The organism is Pseudomonas sp. 300 (assembly GCF_055803035.1).
On the sequence record NZ_JAVLRV010000002.1, the window covers coordinates 2,816,202 to 2,839,135 of the forward strand.

At 60.3% G+C, this 22,934-nt stretch carries 25 protein-coding genes and 1 pseudogene; 13 read left to right on the plus strand and 13 right to left on the minus strand.

The annotated features are described in order from the left end of the window. Positions 1–52 precede the first annotated feature (52 nt). The 6 genes and pseudogenes from rluB to Q7W83_RS19285 all read right to left on the minus strand — a co-directional run bounded on the left by rluB (position 53) and on the right by Q7W83_RS19285 (position 5,167). Positions 53–1,336: a 23S rRNA pseudouridine(2605) synthase RluB gene (gene rluB / locus Q7W83_RS19260; protein ID WP_150630272.1), complete on the minus strand. Its 1,284-nt coding sequence runs from the start codon at positions 1,334–1,336 to the stop codon at positions 53–55. A 155-nt stretch (positions 1,337–1,491) separates the two neighbouring features. Next, positions 1,492–1,685: pseudogene (locus Q7W83_RS19265) on the minus strand (DUF1289 domain-containing protein). A gap of 149 nt (positions 1,686–1,834) precedes the next feature. Beyond that, positions 1,835–2,827 carry an SMC-Scp complex subunit ScpB gene (gene scpB / locus Q7W83_RS19270; protein ID WP_473656529.1) on the minus strand — a complete coding sequence of 331 codons (993 nt, stop codon included), beginning with the start codon at positions 2,825–2,827 and terminating at the stop codon, positions 1,835–1,837. Positions 2,828–2,838: 11 nt separating this feature from the next. Beyond that, positions 2,839–3,660 carry a segregation and condensation protein A gene (locus Q7W83_RS19275; protein ID WP_150637664.1) on the minus strand — a complete coding sequence of 274 codons (822 nt, stop codon included), beginning with the start codon at positions 3,658–3,660 and terminating at the stop codon, positions 2,839–2,841. Then, positions 3,661–4,290: an L-threonylcarbamoyladenylate synthase gene (locus Q7W83_RS19280; RefSeq protein ID WP_150630275.1), complete on the minus strand. Its 630-nt coding sequence runs from the start codon at positions 4,288–4,290 to the stop codon at positions 3,661–3,663. A gap of 13 nt (positions 4,291–4,303) precedes the next feature. After that, the gene (locus Q7W83_RS19285) at positions 4,304–5,167 is read right to left on the minus strand and encodes a PHP domain-containing protein (RefSeq protein WP_150630276.1); all 864 of its coding nucleotides are present in this window, start codon (positions 5,165–5,167) and stop codon (positions 4,304–4,306) included. Positions 5,168–5,254: 87 nt separating this feature from the next. Here Q7W83_RS19285 and Q7W83_RS19290 point away from each other — a divergent pair, with 87 nt between their 5' ends. From Q7W83_RS19290 to Q7W83_RS19315, 6 genes are all read left to right on the plus strand, one after another. After that, on the plus strand, positions 5,255–5,851 hold the full coding sequence (locus Q7W83_RS19290; RefSeq protein WP_150630277.1) for a septation protein A: 597 nt from the start codon (positions 5,255–5,257) through the stop codon (positions 5,849–5,851). 1 nt (position 5,852) lies between these two features. After that, positions 5,853–6,152, plus strand: coding sequence for a YciI family protein (locus Q7W83_RS19295; protein ID WP_008156126.1), 300 nt, complete (start codon positions 5,853–5,855; stop codon positions 6,150–6,152). Between the two features lie 109 nt (positions 6,153–6,261). Continuing rightward, positions 6,262–6,675 carry an SH3 domain-containing protein gene (locus Q7W83_RS19300; RefSeq protein ID WP_150630278.1) on the plus strand — a complete coding sequence of 138 codons (414 nt, stop codon included), beginning with the start codon at positions 6,262–6,264 and terminating at the stop codon, positions 6,673–6,675. A gap of 7 nt (positions 6,676–6,682) precedes the next feature. Then, positions 6,683–7,360 (plus strand): response regulator transcription factor, encoded by a 678-nt coding sequence (locus Q7W83_RS19305; protein WP_150637657.1) that lies wholly within the window; start codon positions 6,683–6,685, stop codon positions 7,358–7,360. A 236-nt stretch (positions 7,361–7,596) separates the two neighbouring features. Further along, positions 7,597–8,046, plus strand: a complete 450-nt coding sequence (locus tag Q7W83_RS19310; RefSeq protein WP_150630279.1) for a Spy/CpxP family protein refolding chaperone — start codon at positions 7,597–7,599, stop codon at positions 8,044–8,046. Positions 8,047–8,221: 175 nt separating this feature from the next. Further along, a complete protein-coding gene (locus Q7W83_RS19315) occupies positions 8,222–9,562 on the plus strand; it encodes a sensor histidine kinase (RefSeq protein WP_150630280.1) in 1,341 nt (446 codons plus the stop codon). A gap of 21 nt (positions 9,563–9,583) precedes the next feature. Here Q7W83_RS19315 and Q7W83_RS19320 read toward each other — a convergent pair whose 3' ends face one another. Beyond that, positions 9,584–10,150: an NAD(P)H nitroreductase gene (locus Q7W83_RS19320; protein WP_150630281.1), complete on the minus strand. Its 567-nt coding sequence runs from the start codon at positions 10,148–10,150 to the stop codon at positions 9,584–9,586. A 122-nt stretch (positions 10,151–10,272) separates the two neighbouring features. Here Q7W83_RS19320 and Q7W83_RS19325 point away from each other — a divergent pair, with 122 nt between their 5' ends. Next, entirely contained in the window at positions 10,273–11,727 is a 1,455-nt protein-coding gene (locus tag Q7W83_RS19325; protein ID WP_150630282.1) for a TrkH family potassium uptake protein, read from the plus strand. Here the strand turns inward: Q7W83_RS19325 and Q7W83_RS19330 are convergent. Beyond that, a complete protein-coding gene (locus tag Q7W83_RS19330; protein WP_224787820.1) occupies positions 11,684–12,745 on the minus strand; it encodes an AraC family transcriptional regulator in 1,062 nt (353 codons plus the stop codon). The two genes, Q7W83_RS19325 and Q7W83_RS19330, sit on opposite strands and share 44 nt — an antisense overlap. A gap of 160 nt (positions 12,746–12,905) precedes the next feature. Here Q7W83_RS19330 and Q7W83_RS19335 point away from each other — a divergent pair, with 160 nt between their 5' ends. Both Q7W83_RS19335 and Q7W83_RS19340 read left to right on the plus strand, forming a co-directional pair. Then, entirely contained in the window at positions 12,906–13,217 is a 312-nt protein-coding gene (locus tag Q7W83_RS19335; protein WP_150630283.1) for an Mpo1-like protein, read from the plus strand. A 29-nt stretch (positions 13,218–13,246) separates the two neighbouring features. Beyond that, the gene (locus Q7W83_RS19340) at positions 13,247–13,837 is read left to right on the plus strand and encodes an HD domain-containing protein (protein WP_150630284.1); all 591 of its coding nucleotides are present in this window, start codon (positions 13,247–13,249) and stop codon (positions 13,835–13,837) included. Between the two features lie 142 nt (positions 13,838–13,979). Here the strand turns inward: Q7W83_RS19340 and Q7W83_RS19345 are convergent, their stop codons facing one another. Beyond that, positions 13,980–14,795, minus strand: a complete 816-nt coding sequence (locus tag Q7W83_RS19345; protein ID WP_150630285.1) for a UDP-2,3-diacylglucosamine diphosphatase — start codon at positions 14,793–14,795, stop codon at positions 13,980–13,982. Between the two features lie 135 nt (positions 14,796–14,930). Between Q7W83_RS19345 and Q7W83_RS19350 the strand changes: the two genes are divergently transcribed. After that, the gene (locus tag Q7W83_RS19350; RefSeq protein ID WP_150630286.1) at positions 14,931–15,689 is read left to right on the plus strand and encodes a helix-turn-helix transcriptional regulator; all 759 of its coding nucleotides are present in this window, start codon (positions 14,931–14,933) and stop codon (positions 15,687–15,689) included. A gap of 78 nt (positions 15,690–15,767) precedes the next feature. Further along, complete coding sequence (locus tag Q7W83_RS19355) at positions 15,768–16,661, plus strand: DMT family transporter (protein WP_150637651.1); 894 nt, start codon at positions 15,768–15,770, stop codon at positions 16,659–16,661. Here the strand turns inward: Q7W83_RS19355 and Q7W83_RS19360 are convergent. The 4 genes from Q7W83_RS19360 to recQ form a co-directional block, all read right to left on the minus strand. Then, a complete protein-coding gene (locus tag Q7W83_RS19360; RefSeq protein WP_150630288.1) occupies positions 16,655–16,942 on the minus strand; it encodes an Rdx family protein in 288 nt (95 codons plus the stop codon). The genes Q7W83_RS19355 and Q7W83_RS19360 overlap by 7 nt on opposite strands. 45 nt (positions 16,943–16,987) lie before the next feature. Next, on the minus strand, positions 16,988–18,733 hold the full coding sequence (locus Q7W83_RS19365; protein ID WP_150630289.1) for a type IV pilus assembly protein FimV: 1,746 nt from the start codon (positions 18,731–18,733) through the stop codon (positions 16,988–16,990). Positions 18,734–18,860: 127 nt separating this feature from the next. After that, positions 18,861–19,295 (minus strand): MarR family transcriptional regulator, encoded by a 435-nt coding sequence (locus Q7W83_RS19370; protein WP_150630290.1) that lies wholly within the window; start codon positions 19,293–19,295, stop codon positions 18,861–18,863. 130 nt (positions 19,296–19,425) lie between these two features. Continuing rightward, entirely contained in the window at positions 19,426–21,552 is a 2,127-nt protein-coding gene (recQ, locus tag Q7W83_RS19375) for a DNA helicase RecQ (protein ID WP_150630291.1), read from the minus strand. A gap of 321 nt (positions 21,553–21,873) precedes the next feature. Here recQ and Q7W83_RS19380 point away from each other — a divergent pair, with 321 nt between their 5' ends. Together Q7W83_RS19380 and Q7W83_RS19385 are read left to right on the plus strand one after the other, a co-directional pair. Further along, positions 21,874–22,461 (plus strand): UPF0149 family protein, encoded by a 588-nt coding sequence (locus tag Q7W83_RS19380; RefSeq protein ID WP_150653799.1) that lies wholly within the window; start codon positions 21,874–21,876, stop codon positions 22,459–22,461. Between the two features lie 10 nt (positions 22,462–22,471). Next, complete coding sequence (locus tag Q7W83_RS19385; protein WP_150630293.1) at positions 22,472–22,867, plus strand: YbaN family protein; 396 nt, start codon at positions 22,472–22,474, stop codon at positions 22,865–22,867. Positions 22,868–22,934: the final 67 nt, after the last annotated feature.

A 22,934-nucleotide genomic window follows, 5' to 3' on the forward strand; every position in this document is an offset into this window, starting at 1 on the left:
AAAAAAAAAACGCCAACCCCGAAGGTTGGCGTTTTTTAGTACCGCTTACCGATTACTCAGGCTTGCGACGACCGAAGCCCGGACGCTGGCCCGAACCGGCTGGCGCGCCGCGACGCTTGCCCGATGGCTTGTCTCCCTCGACCAGCTTGATGCCCGGACGTTTTGGCGCTGGCTTCGCCGGGCGCTTGGTGTCCGAAGGACGATCGGCCACTGGCGTACCGCGACCCGACTCTCCACGACCAGCAGGAGCACCACGATCGCTGCGACCACCGCTTGGCGCACCGCGGCCTTCGCCGCGTTCAGTGCGACCGTTGGCCGGACGCGGTGTGCGTGGACCGCGCTCGCCATCAGCGCGTGGCGCTGCTGGTTTGCGGGCTGGACGCTCGCCTTCGATTTGCGGTTCACGGGAGTCACGCGGCGTCGCAGCGGTCTGGTTACCGATAGCTGGACGCAACGAGCGCACGCGTTCGGTCTTGCCCATCGGACGCGACGATTTACGCTGCATGCGGTCGAGCTTGTCTTTGCTCTTGGCGTTCATCTGCGGCATGGCCACCGGCGTCAGGCCGACTTCCGCGCTCAGAATGTCGACTTCGTACTGGCTCATTTCGCGCCAGCGACCCATCGGCAGGTCGGAGTTGAGGAACACCGGACCGAAACGCACGCGTTTCAGACGGCTGACCACCAGGCCCTGGGATTCCCACAGACGACGAACCTCACGGTTACGCCCTTCCATCACCACGCAGTGGTACCAGTGGTTGAAACCTTCGCCACCGGGCGCTTGCTTGATGTCGGTGAACTTGGCCGGGCCGTCTTCGAGGACGACGCCTGCCTTCAGACGCTCGATCATCTCGTCATCGACTTCGCCACGCACACGTACCGCGTATTCACGGTCCATTTCGTAGGAAGGGTGCATCAGGCGGTTGGCCAGCTCACCGTCGGTGGTGAACATCAGCAGACCGGTGGTGTTGATGTCCAGACGACCGATGTTGATCCAGCGACCTTCTTTGGGGCGTGGCATCTTGTCGAAAACGGTTGGGCGGCCTTCCGGGTCAAGGCGGGTGCAGATTTCACCGTCGGGCTTGTTGTACATGATCACGCGGCGTACCGACTCGGCGGCTTCTTCGCGCTTGATCACCTTGCCATCGATGGTGATGGCGTCGTGCATGTCGACGCGCTGCCCAAGGGTGGCGTCTTTGCCATTGACCTTGATGCGGCCATGACTGATCCAGGCTTCTACGTCACGGCGCGAGCCGACGCCGATACGGGCGAGGACTTTCTGCAGTTTTTCGCCTGCTGGGCCGATTTCCTGGTCGTCTTTCTGGTCGTTGATACTCATCTGGGCACCTCCCGGTGTGGTCTGTTCAGGCGGCTCTGAAGTGAGGGGCCTGAAGCGTTGAAAGCTTGTACTCGGGCGAAGGGATCGCTCGAGGGTCGCGAATCATACGCTCATGGGAGCGTTTGCGCATCAGAGACTAGCTGATGAATGGCGAGTTACCTGGATTTCCGCCGACCGGTGGCGCCGAGTTTGATCAGGCGCAGCGCCGCTTCGGCGAGGATGGCGCGTTTGTCGGTCTTGTCGAGCTTCTTCCAGGCCTTGATCTCGCGCTTGCTGCGACCGCAACCGAGGTAGATGTCGTCGGTGAATTTGCAGAGGCTGATGTGCGCGGAGCTCTGGTTGAGCTCATCAAATACTCCAATCAACACAAATCACTGTGGGAGCGAGCCTGCTCGCGATAGCGAAGTGTCAGTCGACATCATTGCTGCCTGACACACCGCTATCGCGAGCAGGCTCGCTCCCACAGAGGATCTCCATAGCCTTCAAAATGGGGAGGGGTCAGTCGTCGAATTCGCGGCGTTCGGCTTCGATGGCTTCGGCGAGGGCCCGGGCTTCGGCTTCTTCGTCGCTCAACTCGGGCTCGGGCTCGGGCTCGGGCTCGGGTTTCGATTGTTCAAGGGCAGCGACAGCAGCCAGAAGTTTCTCGCGCGCCTCGGCGACGCCAAGCACGTCATCCTCAAGCTCTTCTTCGACTGTGGCTTCTGGCTCAACCGGAAGTTCAGCTTCGATTTCCGGCTCCTGAAGCTCCAGAGCCTCTTCAGACTCCGTCACCGCGCTATCACGCAGGATGTCATCGAAGTCGGTCTTCAACCCCTCCTCCATCGTGTCCAGCTCCAGCAACAGCGTATGGAAACTGGTTTCTTCCTTCGGCTCCTCCGGCTCGGCACTGGCATCCGCCAGTTCCTGCAACCCGGCCGGCACCGGCGCGTCGTCGAAGTCGAGCACCGGATCGGGCTCCAGCTCGCGCAGCTCGGCGAGCGGCGGCAAATCGTCGAGGTTTTTCAGGTTGAAATGATCAAGAAACGCCTTGGTCGTAGCAAACATCGCGGGCTTACCGGGTACATCGCGATAACCGACGATGCGAATCCACTCCCGCTCCAGCAGCGTCTTGACGATGTGACTGTTGACCGCCACGCCCCGCACGTCTTCGATCTCGCCCCGGGTGATCGGCTGACGATAGGCGATCAGGGCCATGGTTTCGAGCATGGCGCGGGAGTAACGCTGCGGGCGTTCTTCCCACAAGCGCCCGACCCATGGCGAAAATTTTTCGCGGATCTGCAGGCGATAGCCGGAAGCGACTTCCTTCAGCTCGAACGCACGGCCATCACAGGACTTGGCCAGAATCGTCAGGGCTTTCTTGAAGACCGGCGGCTCTGGCCGCTCGCCCTCTTCAAAGAGTTCGAACAGACGTTCAAGCGATTGCGGCTTTCCCGAGGCCAACAGAAAGGCTTCAAGCAGTGGCGCCAGCTCGCGGGGTTCAGTCAGGTTCATGATTCAACTCGTTATTCGGCTCGGGCTCGCACGTGGATCGCCGCGAACGGCTCATTCTGCACCAGCTCGACCAAAGATTCCTTGACCAGTTCGAGGATCGCCATAAAGGTCACCACGACACCCAGGCGCCCTTCTTCAGCCGTGAACAGCTCGACAAACGGCACAAAACCACCGCCCTTGAGCCGTTCCAGTACATCGCTCATGCGCTCGCGGGTGGACAGCGCCTCGCGGCTGACCTGGTGACTTTCGAACATGTCGCCACGGCGCAACACCTCGGCCATGGACATCAGCAACTCTCCCAGACTGACGTCCGGCAACAGCTTGCGCGCCCGCGCTTCCGGGGCATCCAGCTTGGGCACCACGACATCACGACCGACACGGCTCAGGCCATCGATGCCTTCGGCGGCAGCCTTGAATCGCTCGTATTCCTGCAAGCGGCGGATGAGTTCGGCACGCGGGTCGTCTTCTTCGTCTTCGATGGTTTCGGCGCGGGGCAACAGCATCCGCGACTTGATCTCGGCCAGCATCGCGGCCATCACCAGGTACTCGGCGGCCAATTCCAGGCGCACCGACTGCATCAACTCGACGTAGCCCATGTACTGGCGGGTAATTTCCGCCACCGGGATGTCGAGGATGTTGATGTTCTGTTTGCGGATCAGGTACAGCAGCAGGTCGAGGGGGCCTTCGAAGGCTTCGAGAAAGACCTCGAGCGCATCCGGTGGAATGTAGAGGTCCAGCGGCATTTCCAGCACCGCCTGGCCATAGACCATGGCGAAAGGCAGTTCTTGCTGGGCGCCGGCCTGACTGTCGACAACGGGTTCTACTGCAGACATCTACGCCTCGGCCATGAACGGCGTCGGGTCGCCGCAACCGACGCGGATCACTTCCGGCTCGCCGTCGGCGAGGCTGATCACGGTGGACGCCTTGATGCCGCCGAAACCGCCGTCGATGATCAGGTCGACCTGATGCTCGAGCAATTGGCGCATTTCGTACGGATCGGTGAGCGGATCGGTATCGCCAGGCATGATCAGCGTCACGCTCATCAGCGGCTCGCCGAGTTCCTCCAGCAGCGCCAGGGCAATCGGATGACTGGGTACACGCAGGCCGATGGTGCGTTTTTTCGGGTGCAACAACAGCCGCGGGACTTCACGGGTGGCGTTGAGAATGAAGGTGTAAGGCCCCGGCAGATGCGCCTTGAGCACGCGGAAGGTGCCGGTGTCGATCTTGGCGAACAATCCGAGTTGCGACAGGTCGCTGCAAATCAGCGCGAAGTTGTGCTTCTCATCCAGTTGACGCAACCGGCGCACGCGCTCCACGGCATTCTTGTCGCCGATCTGGCAACCAATGGCGTAGGACGAGTCTGTGGGATAAATCACCACCCCGCCGTTGCGGATGATCTCGACAGCCTGTTTTATCAGGCGCGCTTGCGGGTTTTCCGGATGAATCTGGAAAAATTGACTCACATTCTCTACCTGTTCAGACGGCGGCAATAATTGGGTCATGTTTGAATCGACACCACAGTGGTGGCAGATCCTCCGGGAGCGGGCGGTATTCACCGATCTCGGACCAGCCTCCAGGGCCATGAAAATCACTGCCGGCGCTGACCAGCAGACCGAACTCGCGGGCGAGAATCGCCAGACTGCCCACTTGCTCGGCGGGCTGATGGCCATTGACCACTTCGATAGCGTGGCCCCCTGCTTGAATATAGTCAGAAATCAGGCGGCGGCGCTTGCTGCGAGTGAAATCGTAGTGCCAGGGATGTGCCAGGCTTACCCAGGCTTTCGCCGCGCGCAGGGTTTCGACGGTTTCTTCCAGGGTCGGCCAGTGTTGCTTGACGTCCCCCAGCTTGCCGGCGCCCAGCCATTTGCGGAACGCTTCGGCGCGATCCTTGACGAAACCTTCGCGCACCATCCAGTCGGCGAAGTGCGGGCGGGCCGGTGCGTTACCGCTGTCGCCGAGTTCCTGCTGAATCGCCCGGGCGCCTTCCAGCGCGCCCGGCATGCCCTTCAACGCCAGCTTGCGGCTTATTTCTTCGGACCGTAGCCAGCGGCCATCGTGCAATTTGGCGATGGCTTCGACCAACGGTGCTGCATTGACATCAAATCCGTACCCCAGCACATGAATGGTCGCGCCGCCCCAGGTGCAGGATAACTCGACGCCATTGACCAATTGCATCCCCAGCGCCGTTGCGGCGCTACGGGCCTCATCGAGGCCTTCAAGGGTGTCGTGATCGGTCAAGGCCAGGACTTGCACGCCTTTCTCGAACGCACGCGCAACCAGAACCGCAGGCGCCAGGGCGCCATCGGAGGCCGTGCTATGGCAGTGCAAATCAACATTCACAGGGATGTGTAACCTCAAATCAGCTGGCGCTATCGCGCGCCCATATGTTTGTTATTATGCCGCCACATCCTGCTTCTGGCTGCCACTGTGAAACAATTCATCGATTTCATCCCGCTCCTGCTGTTTTTCATCGTCTTCAAAATCGATCCACGGGTCGTCGACATCGCCGGTCATCCAGTGACTGTAGGCGGTATTTACAGCGCCACCGCGATGCTGATCATCAGCTCCCTGGTGGTGTACGGCACGCTCTTCATCAAGCAGCGCAAGCTGGAAAAAAGCCAGTGGCTGACGCTCATCGCCTGCCTGGTCTTCGGTAGCCTGACGTTGGCGTTCCACAGCGAGACCTTCCTGAAATGGAAAGCCCCGGTGGTCAACTGGCTGTTTGCCCTGGCGTTCATCGGCAGCCACTTCATCGGTGATCAACTGCTGATCAAACGCATAATGGGCCACGCATTGACCCTGCCGGACGCGGTCTGGACTCGCCTGAACATTGCCTGGATAGCATTCTTCCTGTTTTGCGGTGCCGCCAACCTGTTCGTCGCGTTCACGTTTCAGGACTACTGGGTCGACTTCAAGGTCTTCGGCAGCCTGGGCATGACGCTGTTGTTCCTGGTCGCTCAGGGTATCTACCTGTCCCGCCACCTGCACGACGCCGATACCACCACGCCAAAAACCGAGGACTGACATGCTTTACGCAATCATTGCCACAGACGTCGCCAACTCCCTGGAAGCCCGCCTGGCCGCACGGCCTGCGCACCTTGAGCGCCTGCAAGTGCTCAAAGGTGAAGGTCGTATCGTATTGGCCGGCCCCCACCCCGCGGTCGACAGCAATGATCCGGGCGCTGCGGGTTTCACCGGTAGCCTGATCGTCGCCGAATTCGATTCCCTGAGCGCCGCCCAGGCCTGGGCCGATGCCGATCCGTACATCGCCGCAGGTGTCTACGCCAACGTTTCGGTCAAGCCGTTCAAGCAAGTCCTTCCGTAAACCCCTCCCGTGCGATGAACCTTCTCGGTTCATCGCGCTCTCAATCGCTCATTATTCTCGTTTGCCTGCCGACAACCTGCCCAATAATCGATTGGATTCAGGAGCTCCGATGCGCAAAGGTCCGTTGTGTCTGATGTTGGTCACGTTGTCGATCGTGGCGCCCGCCCACGGTGAAGAAAGTGCCGCCGGTGGGAATTCGACGCCTCTGTCCTTGAGCGCCGGGAGCCAGATCAGCGAGTTGCAGCAACGCTTGAAGGCGAGCGAACAGCAACGAGAAGAACTGAGCAAACAACTGCAAAGTGTCGATGCCGAACGCGAAAGCGCTCAGCTGAGCCGGTTGCGCCAGGAGAACCAGCGTCTGAAGCTGCAACTCAAGGAAGCCCAGGCCAGCAGTCCGCTGCCGCGTTTTCTCACAGATCAGCAGCAATGGTTCGTGATCGGTGCGGGAGTAGCGCTATTGGCCCTGCTCTGCGGTATCTTCGCCAGTGGTGCAGGTCGAAAACGTCGACAATGGCTAAATTGAGTGAGTCATGAGCGAGCTGTTATTAATTGATGACGATCAGGAGCTGTGTGAGCTGCTGGTCAGCTGGCTGAGCCAGGAAGGCTTTCAGGTCCGCGCTTGCCACGACGGCCAGAGTGCTCGCCGCGCGCTCGCCGAAACATCCCCGGCGGCCGTGGTGCTGGATGTGATGCTGCCGGACGGCAGCGGCCTGGAACTGCTCAAGCAATTGCGCAGTGATCACCCGGACTTGCCGGTGTTGATGCTCTCGGCCCGCGGCGAGCCCCTGGACCGCATCCTTGGCCTGGAGCTCGGCGCCGACGATTATCTGGCCAAACCCTGCGATCCACGGGAACTGACCGCGCGTCTGCGCGCTGTCTTGCGCCGCAGTCATCCGGCGGCGGTGTCCAGCCAGCTCGAACTGGGCGACCTTTGTTTCAGCCCGGTGCGCGGCGTCGTCAGCATCGATGAACAGGAATTCACCCTCACTGTCTCTGAAAGTCGCCTGCTCGAAGCACTGCTCAAGCAGCCGGGCGAGCCGCTGGACAAACAGGAACTGGCGCAGATCGCCCTCGGCCGCAAGCTGACCTTGTACGACCGCAGCCTGGACATGCACGTCAGCAACCTGCGCAAAAAAATCGGCCCCCACCCCGACGGCCGCCCGCGCATCGTCGCCCTGCGCAGCCGTGGTTACTACTACAGCCTCTGAAATCCTCTGCCCCCTGTAGGCGCTGGCTTGCCGGCGATAACGGTGTATCTGACATACCGCGTCGCCTGCATCGCCAGCAAGCCGGCTCAGGTTAGGCGCTGCTTCAGGTAGAGTTTGTCAGGAAGGTGCAAAACCGTCTTTACCCAAGCTTTACGCTCCGCTGACCGCCGCTGACCTTGATCTCCGTAATCTGTACTCATCCGGAACGTACCGGGAACGAGACAAGGAGATTCACCATGCGCAAGACTCTTATCGCTCTGATGTTCGCTGCCGCCCTGCCAACCGTTGCCATGGCCATGCCTGAAGGCGCCGGCCCGATGGGTGGTTCGATGGACGGCCCGCGCCACGGCGGTCAGATGCACGAGCACGGTAAAGGCGGCCCGTACAGCCAACTGGATTTGAGCCGCGAACAGCGCGAGCAGATCCGCAAGATCATGGGCGAGCAGATGCATGATCGTAAGCAACTGGTCGACAAGTACCTGGAAAAACTCTCGCCAGCGGACCAGAAAGCCCTGAAAGACGAAATGGCCGCCAAACATCAGAAAGCCCAGGCCGACGTGCGCGCCGTGCTGAAACCGGATCAACAGAAGAAATTCGACGAGATCGAGAAGAAACAGGCTGAGCGCCGCGCAGAATGGGCTGAGTTCAAGGCGTGGAAAGCGCAACAACCGCAAAAAGCGCAATAATGCGCTAACCCCGGACCCAACGGCTGAACACCGTTGGGTCCGATACCACTCAATTTAATGTGGGAGCGAGCCTGCTGGCGACAGCGGTGTGTCAGACAGCATGATGTCGTCTGATATACCGCTGTCGCGAGCAGGCTCGCTCCCACATGGAATTCTGTCAGCTTGAGGATTTTCTGTGCGCTCATTGTTCTGGCGTATCCTGGCCAGCTTCTGGTTGGCCATCGCTCTGGTGGCAGGGCTGTCCATTCTGCTCGGGCACATGCTCAACCAGGACGCGTGGATTCTCAGCCGTCACCCGGGCCTCAACACCCTGGCCGAACAGTGGACGCAAACCTACGAAGCACAAGGCGAAGAAGCCGCCCAGGACATTCTGGAACAGCGCAAACGCCAATATCACATCGACGTTCAGGTGCTCAACGAGAGCGGTGATCCGGTCGTCCGCGGCACCTTCCCTCGCCGCGCGGCGGCCTTCGAAGCTCGACAGAACAACGATGACCGGCGCCTGCCGTGGCGCCGTCTGACCGATGAATACACCAGCGCCAAAACCGGCGACACCTACCTGCTGATCTACCGCATTCCGCACCCCGAGCTGGACTCATGGCACCGCGAAAGCCTGCTCTGGCCACTGAGTGCACTGGGGATCGCGCTCGTGGTGCTGACCCTGTTCAGCCTGTTCGTGACCTTGTCCATCACCCGACCACTAAGCCGCCTGCGCGGCGCGGTGCACGATCTTGGGCAAACCACCTATCAACAGAACAGCCTGGTGAAACTGGCCAACCGTCGCGATGAGTTCGGCGTGCTCGCCAACGATTTCAACCGCATGGGCTCACGCCTGCAAAGTTTGATCGGCAGTCAGCGTCAATTGTTGCGCGATGTGTCCCACGAGTTACGCTCCCCTCTCGCCCGGCTGCGCATAGCGCTGGCACTGGCCGAACGGGCCAACCCTGAGGAACGGGAAAAACTCTGGCCGCGCCTGACCCGCGAATGCGACCGACTGGAAGCGCTGATCAGCGAAATCCTGGTACTGGCGCGGGTCGATGCCGACAACGCCAGCGCGGAAGACGTTGATCTGAATGCGCTGCTCAACACCCTGCAAAAGGATGCACAACTGGGTTCACCGGAGCAGAACGTTCGCCTCGACGCAGAACCGCAGCTGAATCTCAAAGGCTGGCCGACCATGATCGAGCGTGCCCTGGACAACTTGCTGCGCAACGCCCAGCGCTTCAACCCGGTAGGGCAATCGATTGAAATGCAGGCGGTGCGTCAGGGTGAGCGGATTGTGGTGAGTGTGCGCGACCATGGGCCCGGCGTGGATGCCGAGCATTTGAACCAGTTGGGTGAGCCGTTTTATCGGGCGCCGGGGCAGACGGCGGCCGGGCACGGTTTGGGATTGGCCATTGCACGCAGGGCGGCGGAGCGGCATGGCGGGAGTCTGGTGCTGGCCAATCATCCGGATGGCGGGTTCATCGCCAGCCTGGAGTTACCCTTGGTGCCCGGAGCCGTGGTCCAACCGTGACCCCCTGTGGGAGCGGCGGTGTCAGGACTTACCGGGCCAGGCGCTGACGAATTCGGCGAGATCGACTTTCTCCGCCACCCGCGGTTCTTTCTGTGGCGTGCCCAGGTACAGGAACGCAATCACCTCTTCCCCTTCAGCCAAACCCAACCCTTGGGCCACATGTGCCGAATACGCCAGATCACCGGTGCGCCACACTGCGCCAATCCCTTGCGCATACGCCGCCAGCAAAATCCCGTGCGCCGCACAACCCGCCGCCAGCAACTGTTCGGCCTTCGGGTATTTGACGTGATCCTGCAACCGCGCGATCACCACGACCACCAGCGGTGCACGCAGCGGACCATTGCGCGCCTTGTCCAGCGCCGCTTCGGACACGTCGCTGTCTTGCAGTTTCGCGGCTTCGGCCAGCAACTCACCCATCTGCTCACGCGCTGCGCCTTCGACTGTCAGGAAGCGCCAAGGCTGCAAGTGGCCGTGGTCCGGCGCACGCATTGCGGCGTTGAACAGCACTTCGCGCTGCTCGGCGGTGGGGGCCGGGTCGACCAGTCGTGGAACGGAAACACGGTTGAGCAAAGCGTCGAGAGCCTGCATCGGCCACCTCCTGAAAAAAATGTCTGGCTATTCTAGCTGCAAGTGCCACGGGGATGCCGGTTTACATGCCCTGCCCCACGGGTAGAATGGCGCCCTTCCTACTTTCAGCCCGAGCGGACTTCATGGCGTTGCCGACCTTACGTCTCATTGGTTTCATCATCGGCCTCTTCCTGATCACGCTGGCTATCGCCATGGTCGTGCCCATGGCCACACTGGTGATTTTCGAACGCACCGGCGACCTGCCGTCGTTCCTCTGGGCCAGCATGATCACCTTTGTCGCCGGTCTGGCGCTGGTGATCCCCGGTCGCCCCGAGCACGTGCACCTGCGCCCGCGGGACATGTACCTGTTGACCGTCAGCAGCTGGCTGGTGGTGTGCATATTTGCGGCGCTGCCATTCCTGTTGACCCAGCACATCAGCTACACCGACTCATTCTTCGAAAGCATGTCCGGCATCACCGCCACCGGCTCAACGGTACTCAATCATCTCGATGACATGTCCCCCGGCATCCTGATGTGGCGCTCATTGCTGCACTGGATCGGCGGCATCGGCTTTATCGGCATGGCCGTCGCGATTCTGCCATTGCTGCGCATCGGCGGCATGCGGCTGTTTCAGACCGAGTCGTCGGACCGTTCCGAAAAAGTCATGCCCCGTTCGCACATGGTGGCGCGTTTGATCGTAGCGGCCTACGTCGGCATCACCATTTTCGGCAGCCTGGCGTTCTGGTGGGCCGGGATGAGTCCGTTCGATGCGATCAACCACGCGATGTCGGCGATTTCCACCGGCGGTTTCTCCACCTCCGATCAGTCACTGGCCAAGTGGACGCAACCGGCGGTGCACTGGGTGGCGATCGTCATCATGATTCTCGGCAGCCTGCCGTTCACCCTGTACGTGGCGACCTTGCGCGGTAACCGCCGGGCGCTGATCAAGGATCAGCAAGTGCAAGGCTTGCTCGGCATGCTGCTGGTGACATGGCTGGTGCTGGGCACCTGGTACTGGTGGACCACCCAGTTGCATTGGCTGGAAGCGTTGCGGCATGTGGCGCTGAACGTGACGTCGGTGGTGACGACCACCGGTTTCGCACTCGGGGACTACAGCCTGTGGGGTAATTTCTCGCTGATGCTGTTCTTTTATCTGGGTTTCGTCGGCGGTTGCTCGGGATCGACCGCAGGGGGGATCAAGATTTTTCGTTTCCAGGTCGCCTACATTCTGCTCAAGGCCAACCTTAACCAGTTGATTCACCCGCGCGCGGTGATCAAGCAAAAGTACAACGGTCACCGCCTCGACGAAGAGATCGTGCGTTCGATCCTGACCTTTTCGTTCTTCTTCGCCATCACCATCTGCGTGATCGCACTGTTGCTGTCGCTGCTCGGCGTGGACTGGATGACGGCGCTGACGGGGGCAGCCAGTACCGTGTCCGGCGTCGGTCCGGGGCTGGGCGAAACCATCGGCCCGGCGGGCAACTTCGCCACCCTTCCGGACGCCGCCAAGTGGATTCTGTCGTTCGGCATGCTGCTCGGCCGACTGGAGATCATTACGGTGTTTGTTCTGTGTATTCCGGCGTTCTGGCGTCACTGACCTCGTTCGGTGCCTCCATCAGCCGCGCCCGGTATTCGCCGGGTGTGGCATCGAACCAGCGTCGGAAGGCACGGAAGAAGTTACTTGGATCAGCAAACCCCAGCAGGTAGGCAATTTCCAGCAGGGTCATGCTCGGTTGCGCCAGATACTGCTCGGCCAGCTCGCGTCGGGTGTCATCGAGCAGCGTCTGAAAACTCGTGCCCTCTTCCTGCAAGCGCCGCTGCAATGTCCGTTGCGACAAATGCAGCGTCTGCGCCACGGTATCGCGCTTGGGCTCGCCCTGGGGCAGTAAACGGCACAACACCTGACGCGCCTTGTGGGTCACGCGGCTTTCGGAAAACCGCGCCAGGTATTCCCCGGCAAAACGGTCATGCAGCAGCGCCATGGCCTCGTTGGCGGTCGGCAGCGGTGCTTCCATGTCGGCGCGCTCGAAAATCAGTGCGTCATAAGGCGCGTTGAACACCAGCGGGGCATGGAAGGCTTGTTTGTACGGTTCGAGATCGGCGGGCTGTTCACCCTGAACCAGCACCTTGCGCGGTTGCAGGGTGCGCCCGGTCAGCCAGCCGCACAGCGCCAGCGCACAGGCCAGTGACGCTTCGGCACTTTGCCGGGTCGGCGGCAGGTGGTCGCCGTGGACCGTCAGAATCAGTGCATACCCCTCATCCAGCAGGCGAAAACTCAGGTCAGCACTTTCGGCGATGATCCGCTGATAACGCACCAGCCGCTGAAAGCCTTCGGCCAGGGTCTGACTGGACATCAAGGCATACCCGGCCACATGGAAGGACGCCGGTCGCACCACCTTGCCCATGTTCAGGCCAATTGCCGGGTTGCCGGACAGCTCGACCGCGCGCTGCCACAGTCGTGTCATGGAATCTTGCGGGAAGCGCGCATCAGGATCGTCCAGTGACGCGTAGTCGAGCCCCAGCTGCTTGAACAGAACCCGGCAATCCAGGCCGTCCATCTCCAGTGCTTTGACAATCCCCATCGCCCAGCTTGCAGAAGTCGTTCGTTCGCTCATGGCGTTTACTTACATGGTGAGCCGCATGCTACGGCCAATTTCCGAAGGATACTAAAGTGGCGCCCAATGTCACTGGCTGATGCCAATGATCACTCTAGACTCAAATAAGCTACCCGCAGAACAACTTGCAGTCAGAACAATAACCACAGAGATCGCAGTCGTGGAAAACATCAAGCGTTTCAACAGCTTCACTGAGTTTTACCCGTATTACCTCAGTGAGCACAGCAACAGTACCTGCCGACGATTGCACTTTATCGGCACGACACTGGTGATTTTCATTCTGGCCCTGACCATTGGCAAAGGGGCCTGGCTATGGCTGCTGGCCTTACCGCTGGCAGGCTACAGCTTCGCCTGGGTCGGGCATTTCTTTTTTGAAAAGAATCGTCCTGCCACCTTTCAACATCCGTTCTACAGCCTGCTCGGCGATTTCGTGATGTACCGCGACATGATTCTGGGTCGCGTGCCTTTCTAGGCGCAGCCAACAAAAAGAGAGACTAGCCGATGAATGCCAACGCCCGTTTCACCCACATGCAGGACGGCACGCAAGAAGACTGGGCGATCATCGCCGCTGACTTCAGTGCCTACGCAAGACAATTACCGACACGGATTGTGGCGCACCTGAAACTGTTGGAGGGTGATTTTGGCGGTTTCCCGGTGGATCGTCTGACCCACTCCCTGCAAACCGCCAGCCGCGCCTGGCGCGATGGCCGCGACGAAGAGTACGTGGTGTGCGCCCTGCTTCACGACATCGGTGACACCTTGGGCTCCTACAACCACCCGGACATCGCGGCGGCGATTCTCAAGCCGTTCGTCAGCGCCGAGAATCTGTGGATGGTGGAGAAACACGGGATTTTCCAGGGTTACTACTTTTTCCATCACTTGGGGATGGACCGGCATTTACGCGAGCAATTCAGTGGGCATCCGCAGTATCAGGCGACCATCGAATTTTGCGCGAAGTATGATGCGGCAGCGTTTGATCCGGCTTACGAGACGTTACCGCTGAGCTTCTTTGAGCCGATGATGGAGCGGTTGTTTGCTCATCCCAAGCATTCAATTTACACAGCGGCGATGGAGGCGCACGCGCCGGCCTGATGAATAAGGGGTGTCTGGTCTGACCTCATCGCGGGCAAGCCCGCTCCCACAGGATTCTCGGGCGTTCACAGATTTTGGGGTCACCCCAATTACTGTGGGAGCGGGCTTGCCCGCGATGAGGCCAGCGCCGACACGCTGACTTTCAAGCCGGCTCCGCGATTTTAACGGCTTTCAATTCCGCCTCCCGCGCCTGGGCATCCGCCAACCGGTACAACTCGATCGAACCATCCCAATGCTCGATCAGCGCCGTGCACGATTCCACCCAATCCCCGCAATTGAGGTAATCCACCCCGCCGACCTTACGAATCTCGGCATGGTGAATGTGCCCGCACACCACGCCATGCAATTCGCGTTTGACGCATTCGTGGGCGATGGCTTCTTCAAAATCGCTGATGAAACTGACTGCGGTTTTCACTTTGTGCTTGAGGTACGCCGACAAGGACCAGTAGCCGTAGCCATACCGGGCGCGCCAATGGTTGAGCCAGCGGTTGAGGGTCAGGGTGAATTCATAGGCCGAGTCGCCGAGAAAGGCCAGCCAGCGGTGATAGCGGGTGATCACGTCGAACTGATCGCCGTGGATCACCAGCAAATGACGGCCGTCGGCGGTCACGTGCACCGCTTCATCCACCAATTGAATATTGCCCAGAATCAGCTTCGAGTAACGGCGCAGGAATTCGTCGTGATTGCCCGTGACATAAATCACCTCAGTGCCGCGCTTGCTCATGGTCAACAGGCGACGGATGACGTTGGTGTGGGCCTGAGGCCAGTACATGCCGCCACGCAGTTTCCAGCCATCGATGATGTCGCCGACCAGGTAGATCTTGTCCGCGTGGTAGCCCTTGAGGAACTGCGACAAGTGCTCGGCCTGGCAATCCCGGGTGCCCAGATGCACATCGGAAATCCACAAGGTCCGCACACGTTGCTTACGACTGGGTTTGGCGAGCTCGGCGCTGGTCATGGGCAACCCTCTGCGATTGTTTTTGCAAGCTTGCGCCGGTCGGGTTAATTGCCCATGACAGTCACAAGTCAGTCCTGTGACAGCGCACGTGAGCCCTCGCGGTGTAGACTGGCGGCCTTAATCGGGAGACCTGCGATGAGACCGATCCTCACGCTGCGCCAATACACTCACGACCTGATCGTCCACAGTCACGACCACGCGCAACTGGTGTTCGGGCTCTCGGGCGCGCTGGATTTCGAGGTCGACGGGCATGGCAGTCAGGTGGTTCAGCAGAGTTTCGTCGTGGTCCCGTCCGGGTTCCATCATGCGTGCGGCAGCCCCAATGGCAGCCGCTGCCTGGTGCTGGACGTACCGAGCGATCAATGGGTGGCGCAATCCCTTGGCGAGCACGCCGATGCCAGCCGTCGCTTGCTCGACAACGCCGGGCGCCTGCCGCTGGATGCCGGGCAAAGCCAATTGGTCAGTTGGCTGGCGGGCAGTCAGGTCAGCGACCCGCTGATCGCCCAACAAGGCGCGGTGCTGTTGCTGGCCAGCCTCAACAACGCCAAAACCGGAGTGCCGGGCGGCCGGCGTCTGCCGTACGCCGCATTGAATTCGCACATCGATCAATACGCGGCCTACCCGCTGCAGGTGGCCGATCTGGCGCGCATTGCCGGGCTGTCCAGCGCTCGGCTGCATGCGCGGTTTGTCGCTGAATGCGGGCAGACGCCGATGGACTACATTCGCAGTCGTCGTTTGCACAGGGCCGTGGCCATGTTGCGCGATTCGACGTTGCCCATAGGCGAAATTGCCAGCCGGGTCGGCTACAGCTCTCAAAGTGCATTTTCAGCGGCGGTGTTGCGGGAGTTCGGCGTCTCGCCCGGTAAATTGCGGCGCGAGGCTGGCGACAAATGATGCGAGTCTGGCGACAGACAGGCGTGCCGCCAGCGCTCTAGACTGCACCTCTGTCGGTTGTGTTTATTAAGGATCGCAATGACTCCCCGTACCGCCCTGGGCGCACTGCATATCGGCGCATTGATGTTTGGCCTGACCGGTGTGTTCGGCAAACTGGCCGCCGCCTCCCCCGCCGTTATCGTCTTCGGTCGTGCAGCCTTTGCCGTGCTCGCCCTGGCCATTTTCGCGCGGTTTGCCAGCCACACCCGCTGGAAAAAACTCGACGCCGTGGACTGGCGCCGATTGCTGCTCAGCGGTTTGCTGCTGGCCGGGCACTGGGTGAGTTTCTTCATTGCGGTAAAAGTGGCGGGCGTGGCGATCGCAACCCTCGGTTTCGCCAGTTTCCCCGCGTTCACCGTGATCCTGGAAGGGTTGATTTTCCGCGAGCGCATTCGCGCCAATGAAATCCTGCTGGTGGTGCTGGTGAGTATCGGGCTGGTGCTGGTCACGCCTGACTTCGATCTGGCCAGCGGCGCCACTACCGGCCTGTTGTGGGCGATAGGTTCCGGTCTGCTGTTCGCTTTGCTGTCACTGACCAACCGCGCCAGTTCCGGGCGAATTCCGCCGGTGCAGGCTGCGTTGTGTCAGAACGTGGTGGTCGCGCTGTGTTTGCTACCGGTGGCGGCACCGCAACTGAGCGAAGTACGCACCATCGATTGGCTGTGGATCGGCCTGCTGGGAATATTCTGCACCGGCGTCGCTCACAGTCTGTTCGTCGCCAGCCTCGCGGTGATCAAGGCGCGGACCGCTGCGGTGGTGTTCGCCCTGGAGCCGGTGTATGGCATCACCATGGCCTGGCTGCTGTTCGATGAAAACCCGACGCTGCGCATGCTGATCGGCGGCGTGTTGATCATCGTCGCAATTGTTGTGTCCAGCAGGCTCTCTGGCGGTTCAAGCAAGAAGACCGTGGCGGTCGAAGCGGCGTCTCACTGAATGCGGTCGTTGTGCCCGAGGTCGCGGTCCGGATCAATCTGATCGCGGACCCGCTGCTTGAGCACCTTGGCCTCAGGGAAACCGCCGTCCGCCTTGCGCTCCCAGATCTGCACATCGTCACAGACAATATGAAAAATCCCACCGGTGCCAGGCACCAGCGACACCTTGCCCAAATCGTCGCCAAAGGTACTGAGCAGTTCTTGCGCCAACCAGGCTGCACGCAACAGCCATTGGCATTGCGTGCAATAAGTGATGACGATTTCCGGTTTATGCGCGGTCATGACGGGCGAAACTCCTGAGCCAAGGGGCAGCGCCATGATAGAGCGTCAGCGGATACCGGCCAACAAAGTCCGAGCAGTCTGTTTGAGTGGCTCATCACCGTCCTTGAGCAACTCGTTGAGCAGTTCTATCGCGCTGTCGAGATCGCCGTCATCGATGCAGGTCTGGGCCTGTTCGAGCTTGCCGGCGCTGTTCAGCCCAGCGTGCTCCTGACCCAATGGCTCAAGCTCCAGTAACTCGCCGGCCTCGCTGAATTCGTTAAGAAAATCATCGTCCAGCGCCTGTGAATCAGGTTCGGCGACCCATTCCAGCTCGGACTCGTCGAGCGTCGGCTCTTCAGGCATCTCGTACACATCGGGCAAAACGTGCAGGTTCGAGGTGAACGCCGGTTCTGCCGGCTTTAGAGGTTCGTCCAAAGGTTTAGCAGGGTCGAAGGGGCTGACCAGGTCCCAATTGGAATCCATCGACAGGTCATCCAGATTCAACTGAAATTCATCAGCGGACGCACCCTCGGATGTCATCGGATGGGTAACCGGCGCAGCCACTGCAGGCGCCACACTGTTCAATTTGGGAAAGCGGGCACGAATATCCTGAAGTGATTGAGGGTCGAACCCTGCGTCTCGCAGACTGCTTTCCTGTGCGTCATAGGCTGACACATCCCCCTGTTTACCGAGGACTTCCAGCAGTTGCACCGCCAGATCCGTGCGCTGTGGTTCCTTGGCCAAGGCTTCTCGCAACAATGCCGCTGCTTCGGAAAAACGGCCATACGCCAAGTAGATGCCTACGCCCTCCAGCACATCGCCAGACGGCGTCTCTTCGTGATGGACGGGAGCGACCTTCACAGTCGGCGCTGCGGCTCGATCAAGCACGGGCTCATGTTGCAACGGTAAAACCGGGGAATCTTCGGGCACTGCCTGAACCTGCTGTCGTTGCCGACGAACAAACAACCCCGACAACAGCAACGCCAGCAGCGCCAGCAACCCGATAATCAGCGGCCAATTGAATGCCTCGGGCTCTTGCACCGCGACAGGGGCGGGCACCACTGTTTGCGGCGTGACCGGCGGCGCTTGTTGAACCTCCGCCAAACGGGTTTGCAGTTCGGTAATCTGTTTTTTCTGACCGGCGATCTGTTCGTCCTGAGCCTGCAGCTTTGCATTCAACTCATCGGCGGTTTTTTGCAATTGCTGATTTTGCAGCACGCTGGCGGCCAGTTGTTCTGCGCCGGGATCAATCACCGGTACAGCGGCCGGTGGCTCAACTTTTGGCTGGGCCGCTTTTTTCGTCGCGGGTCGAGGCGCAGCGGCAGGTGTAACGCTCGGGAATGGAGAGTTCGGTGAGCTGGCGGACGGTTCGTCAGTGACCGGAACAACCCCGGGCGCTCCCGGAGGATCGATCAGTACGGTGTACTCGCGCAGCACACGACCGTTCGGCTGATTAAGCTGCACCAGAAAATTCAGGAAGGGTTCGTTGACCGCTTTGTTGGAGCTCACCCGGATCAGGCTGCGGTTACCCCGCAGGATCGGCGTGAATTTCAGATCATTGAGAAAGAATACCCGCTCGACACCCGCACGGCTGAACTCGTCTGCCGTCGCCAGGCTGACGGACAGCTCGCCCTCCTCAAGACCGGCGGCATCCACCAGCGCGATGTCGGCACGCAACGGTTGATTGAGCGCCGAATGCAGGGTGATCTCCCCCAGACCCAGCGCTGGCGCCAATGCCGAGTAGGTGACAGCCCCACCGGCCAGCAGCAGCCTGGCGCAACACCGCAATACAACGTGCCAACTCTCGAGCATGAGCATCCCTTAGATAGCCAGACCAACCAGTGCGTGTTCGCACATCCGGTACGAACACGATATTGCCTAGTAGTTCTTTATAGTCTGCCCAACGGGGTATCTCAAAAAGCCGGCGCCTGCTTATGCCTCAAGATTTTTCCAGGTTGGCCAGAATGTGCCCATGAACCCGCATGCAGACCTTCAAATCCGCCTCATCGACACCATCGAACAGCTCGTGGCGCAGTTGTGTGGCAATGGTTTCAATTTGTTCGATCAGGGGACGGGCCGGTGCACAGAGGACGATTTTTTTCGCCCGGCGGTCTTCCAGTACCGCCTGGCGCTGAACCAGGCCCTGGCTTTCCAGGCTATCGAGCAACCGTGCCAGGGTCGGCCCTTCGACGCCGACGCTTTGCGCCAGTTCACGTTGGGTCGGTGCGTCGTCGAAACGAGCGAGGTGCAGCAGTACCAGCCAGCGCGCCTGAGACAAACCCAGGCCGGCGAGACGACGGTCCAGTTCGGCACGCCAGCCACGCGACATCTGCGCCAGTTGCATGCCAAAGCGGTGTTGATCGGTTAACGGCATAAAACACTCATGGTTAGACTGAAATAGAGAAAAACTAATTATTAGTCAGCTAAGCATGGCCCTTGGCTAGAGGCAAGGCTTGCTCTGTACTGAATCGTTACATCAATACAACCGTTTCAGGATTTGAGCTTCAGACCTCGAATTCCGATTGCAACGCGGCACGTACGCAATACAAAACTCCTTCCGGCACACGACCGGCGAACAGCGCAGCAATCTCCGCCACGGGCGGTAATTCACCCTCGCCGTCGAGGAACGCGTCCTGCACTTCCCCCATCAAGTCTTCGGGCAGATCCAGCGCCTGTTCCAGTGACAACTGCTGCTTGCCAATAGCCTCGGCGAGCATGGTGTAGACATTCTTTTCCGAACATTGCAGCTGACCGGCGATTTGCAGCGGTGTCATGCCGGCCCGCGCGAGCGTGATTAATTCATGGCGCACGTCGGCCACCACTTTTGGCGCCTCGACCTGACCTCCAAGGACTTCGAGGAAGGCCTCGCCGTAACGCTCCAGTTTGCGCGCACCGACGCCGCTGACCGTGGCCATTTCCGACAGCGAGGTCGGCTGGCTGCGGAGCATTTCCAGCAAGGTCGAGTCGGGGAAGATGACATACGGCGGCACGCCATGTTCTTCGGCGAGCTTGCGGCGCAGGGCGCGCAAGGCTTCCCACTGTTCGCGCTCTTCGCCGCGAACCAGTTGGCTTGCCTGGCTCTTGCTGCTTTTCGCGGTGGTTTGCGGTTTGAGGTCGCGGCGCAATTCCAGGGTCACTTCGCCCTTGAGCAGCGGCCGGCAAGTGTCACTCAGACGCAGGCCGCCATAGCCTTCGAGATCGATGTCGGCCAGACCACGGGCTACCAGTTGCCGGAACAGGGAGCGCCACTCGCTCTCCCCCATCGCTTTGCCGACACCGTATACCGACAGATGCTGATGACCGAAGCTACGGACTTTTTCGTTGTCCTTGCCCAGCAACACATCCACCAAATGCCCGACGCCGTAACGCTGGCCGGTGCGATAAATCGCCGAGAGCGCCTGACGGGCCGGCTCGGTAGCGTCCCAGGTTTGCACGCCATCAACGCAGTTGTCGCAATGGCCGCACGGCTCAGGCATGTCTTCGTCGAAGTACGCCAGCAGCGTTTGACGACGGCAGCGGGTTTCTTCGCAGAGCGAGAGCATCGCGTCGAGCTTGTGCTGTTCCAGACGCTTGTGGCGCTCGTCACCTTCGGAGTTCTGCAGCATCTGCTTGAGCATCACCACGTCTTGAAGGCCGTAGGCCATCCAGGCGTCCGCCGGCAGGCCGTCACGACCGCCGCGACCGGTTTCCTGGTAGTAAGCTTCAAGGGATTTCGGCAGATCGAGGTGAGCGACGAAGCGCACGTTGGGTTTATCGATGCCCATGCCGAATGCCACGGTGGCGACCATGATCAGGCCTTCCTCGTTGAGGAAGCGCTTCTGGTGGTGGGCTCGGGTTTCGTTGGCCAGCCCGGCGTGGTACGGCAGTGCCGGGAACCCCTGCTCGCTGAGGAACACCGCCACTTCGTCGACTTTCTTGCGCGACAGGCAATAGACGATGCCGGCATCGCTACGCCGTTCCGCGAGGAACGCCAACAACTGCTTGCGTGGCTGCTCCTTGGGCACGATGCGATAAAAAATATTAGGGCGGTCGAAACTGGAGAGGAAGCGCTCGGCATCCTGCAAGTGCAAACGATCGACGATTTCTTCGCGAGTACGCTTGTCCGCCGTCGCGGTCAGGGCAATGCGCGGAACATTGGGAAACAGTTCCGCCAACTGGCCCAGTTGCAGGTACTCACGGCGGAAGTCGTGGCCCCATTGGGACACGCAGTGGGCTTCGTCGATGGCGAACAGGGCAATTTCAAGGCTTTGCAGGAAGGCCAGCATGCGTGGCTGGACCAGACGTTCCGGCGCGAGATAGAGCATCTTCACTTCGCCGCGCTTGATCCGTGCGGCGAGATCGCGCTGCTGTTCGGCGCTCAGCGTGGAGTTCAACGCAGCGGCAGCGACGCCCAGTTCTTCGAGGGTCGCGACCTGGTCGTCCATCAGCGCGATCAGCGGCGACACCACCACCGCCAGCCCTTCGCGCAACAGCGCCGGCACCTGGAAGCACAGGGATTTGCCGCCACCGGTAGGCATCAGCACCAGGGCGTCGCCGCCACTGGCCACGCGCTCAATGATTGCACCCTGACGGCCACGGAAACTGTCGTAGCCGAAGATGTCCTTGAGGACGCGTTGAGCCTGTTCGAGCATAAAAACTCCAAAAATCACCGAAACATCCCTGCAAGGCTGGTTCAGAACCACGCAGTCTGCACCGACAAATCGTAAGTGCGCATTGCATGACGCTTCACATTTGAGCCGCGACGCAGCAGGGCATCACAAAACGCGGGAGTATACCCGAGGCCTCCCTTCCAAAGGGCGCCGCTGAGAAGACGCACAAAATCCAATATGGCGCAGAACCTGTGGGAGCGGTGTTCCGAGAGGTCAAGGGGGGCAAATATGCCGCGCGGCTGGCCTGAGTGCTCAAGAAGGCCTAGAATTCCCGCATCTGTTAATTCCCAAGGTAGCCCTTTAATGTCCTTCGCTGAGCAACTAACCCGCCTGCAAGTTTTCCTCGACGCCGATGAACTGCATGACGAGGCGCTGGACTACGTGGCCGCCCACGGCTACCTCACCGCGCTATCGATCTGTTCCGAACCCGTTCCTGACCGTGAGTGGATCGACGCCCTCTTCGCCGAAGAGCCGCATTACGCCGATGACACCGAGCGTGAAGCGATCGAATCCACACTGCTGGCCCTCAAGGCTCATATCGCCCGCCAACTGGCGTCCGATGAGGAGTTCGAGCTGCCGTGCGATCTGGACCTTGGCGACGATCCGGACGATTCCGACCTGCGTGGCTGGTGCATCGGTTTCATGGAAGGCGTATTCCTGCGCGAAGCGGCCTGGTTCGAAACCGCCGAAGATGAAGTCAGTGAAATGCTGCTGCCGATCATGGTCGGTTCGGGTCTGTTCGACGAGCAGCCCGAGTTCTCCGACATCGCAGCCGACGCCAACCTGATGGATGACATGATCGTGCAGATCCCGGAAGCCCTGACAGCGTTGTACCTGCTGTGCAACGCGCCAGACGAAAAACCGGCGATCCTCAAGCCACGTCACCACTAAGGTTTTGCCTATGGACAACCCCATAGGCAACCGCTCCCTGATGTTGCGTTACGTGCTGTTGGCCATCGGCTGGCTGAGCGTGGCGCTGGGGGTGATCGGGATTTTCCTGCCAGTATTGCCCACCACACCTTTCCTGCTGCTGGCGGCCGCCTGCTTCGCCCGCAGCTCGCCGCGCTTTTACAACTGGCTGGTGGAGCACCCCCGGCTGGGTCCGTGGATTCGCGACTACCTCGACGGCAACGGTATTCCGCTCAAGGGCAAGGTCTACGCCATTGGTCTGATGTGGGTCAGCATTCTGTTGTCTTGCTACCTGGTGCCTTTGCCGTGGGCACGCGGATTCATGCTGACCAGTGCCGTGCTGGTGACGATTTACATCCTCAAACAGAAAACCCTGCATCGATCCTGAGCTTTGGTTCTCAACAAAAACCCCGCCATCCCTTACACAGGGATGGCGGGGTTTTTTGTTTAAGGTT

Coding starts and splice junctions, on each gene's coding strand:
- rluB (WP_150630272.1), bottom strand. CDS start 1,336: ATGAGTATCAACGACCAGAAAGACGACCAGGAAATCGGCCCAGCAGGC.
- scpB (WP_473656529.1), bottom strand. CDS start 2,827: ATGAACCTGACTGAACCCCGCGAGCTGGCGCCACTGCTTGAAGCCTTT.
- Q7W83_RS19275 (WP_150637664.1), bottom strand. CDS start 3,660: ATGTCTGCAGTAGAACCCGTTGTCGACAGTCAGGCCGGCGCCCAGCAA.
- Q7W83_RS19295 (WP_008156126.1), top strand. CDS start 5,853: ATGCTTTACGCAATCATTGCCACAGACGTCGCCAACTCCCTGGAAGCC.
- Q7W83_RS19300 (WP_150630278.1), top strand. CDS start 6,262: ATGCGCAAAGGTCCGTTGTGTCTGATGTTGGTCACGTTGTCGATCGTG.
- Q7W83_RS19305 (WP_150637657.1), top strand. CDS start 6,683: ATGAGCGAGCTGTTATTAATTGATGACGATCAGGAGCTGTGTGAGCTG.
- Q7W83_RS19310 (WP_150630279.1), top strand. CDS start 7,597: ATGCGCAAGACTCTTATCGCTCTGATGTTCGCTGCCGCCCTGCCAACC.
- Q7W83_RS19320 (WP_150630281.1), bottom strand. CDS start 10,150: ATGCAGGCTCTCGACGCTTTGCTCAACCGTGTTTCCGTTCCACGACTG.
- Q7W83_RS19325 (WP_150630282.1), top strand. CDS start 10,273: ATGGCGTTGCCGACCTTACGTCTCATTGGTTTCATCATCGGCCTCTTC.
- Q7W83_RS19330 (WP_224787820.1), bottom strand. CDS start 12,745: ATGAGCGAACGAACGACTTCTGCAAGCTGGGCGATGGGGATTGTCAAA.
- Q7W83_RS19340 (WP_150630284.1), top strand. CDS start 13,247: ATGAATGCCAACGCCCGTTTCACCCACATGCAGGACGGCACGCAAGAA.
- Q7W83_RS19345 (WP_150630285.1), bottom strand. CDS start 14,795: ATGACCAGCGCCGAGCTCGCCAAACCCAGTCGTAAGCAACGTGTGCGG.
- Q7W83_RS19350 (WP_150630286.1), top strand. CDS start 14,931: ATGAGACCGATCCTCACGCTGCGCCAATACACTCACGACCTGATCGTC.
- Q7W83_RS19355 (WP_150637651.1), top strand. CDS start 15,768: ATGACTCCCCGTACCGCCCTGGGCGCACTGCATATCGGCGCATTGATG.
- Q7W83_RS19360 (WP_150630288.1), bottom strand. CDS start 16,942: ATGACCGCGCATAAACCGGAAATCGTCATCACTTATTGCACGCAATGC.
- Q7W83_RS19365 (WP_150630289.1), bottom strand. CDS start 18,733: ATGCTCGAGAGTTGGCACGTTGTATTGCGGTGTTGCGCCAGGCTGCTG.
- Q7W83_RS19370 (WP_150630290.1), bottom strand. CDS start 19,295: ATGCCGTTAACCGATCAACACCGCTTTGGCATGCAACTGGCGCAGATG.
- recQ (WP_150630291.1), bottom strand. CDS start 21,552: ATGCTCGAACAGGCTCAACGCGTCCTCAAGGACATCTTCGGCTACGAC.
- Q7W83_RS19380 (WP_150653799.1), top strand. CDS start 21,874: ATGTCCTTCGCTGAGCAACTAACCCGCCTGCAAGTTTTCCTCGACGCC.
- Q7W83_RS19385 (WP_150630293.1), top strand. CDS start 22,472: ATGGACAACCCCATAGGCAACCGCTCCCTGATGTTGCGTTACGTGCTG.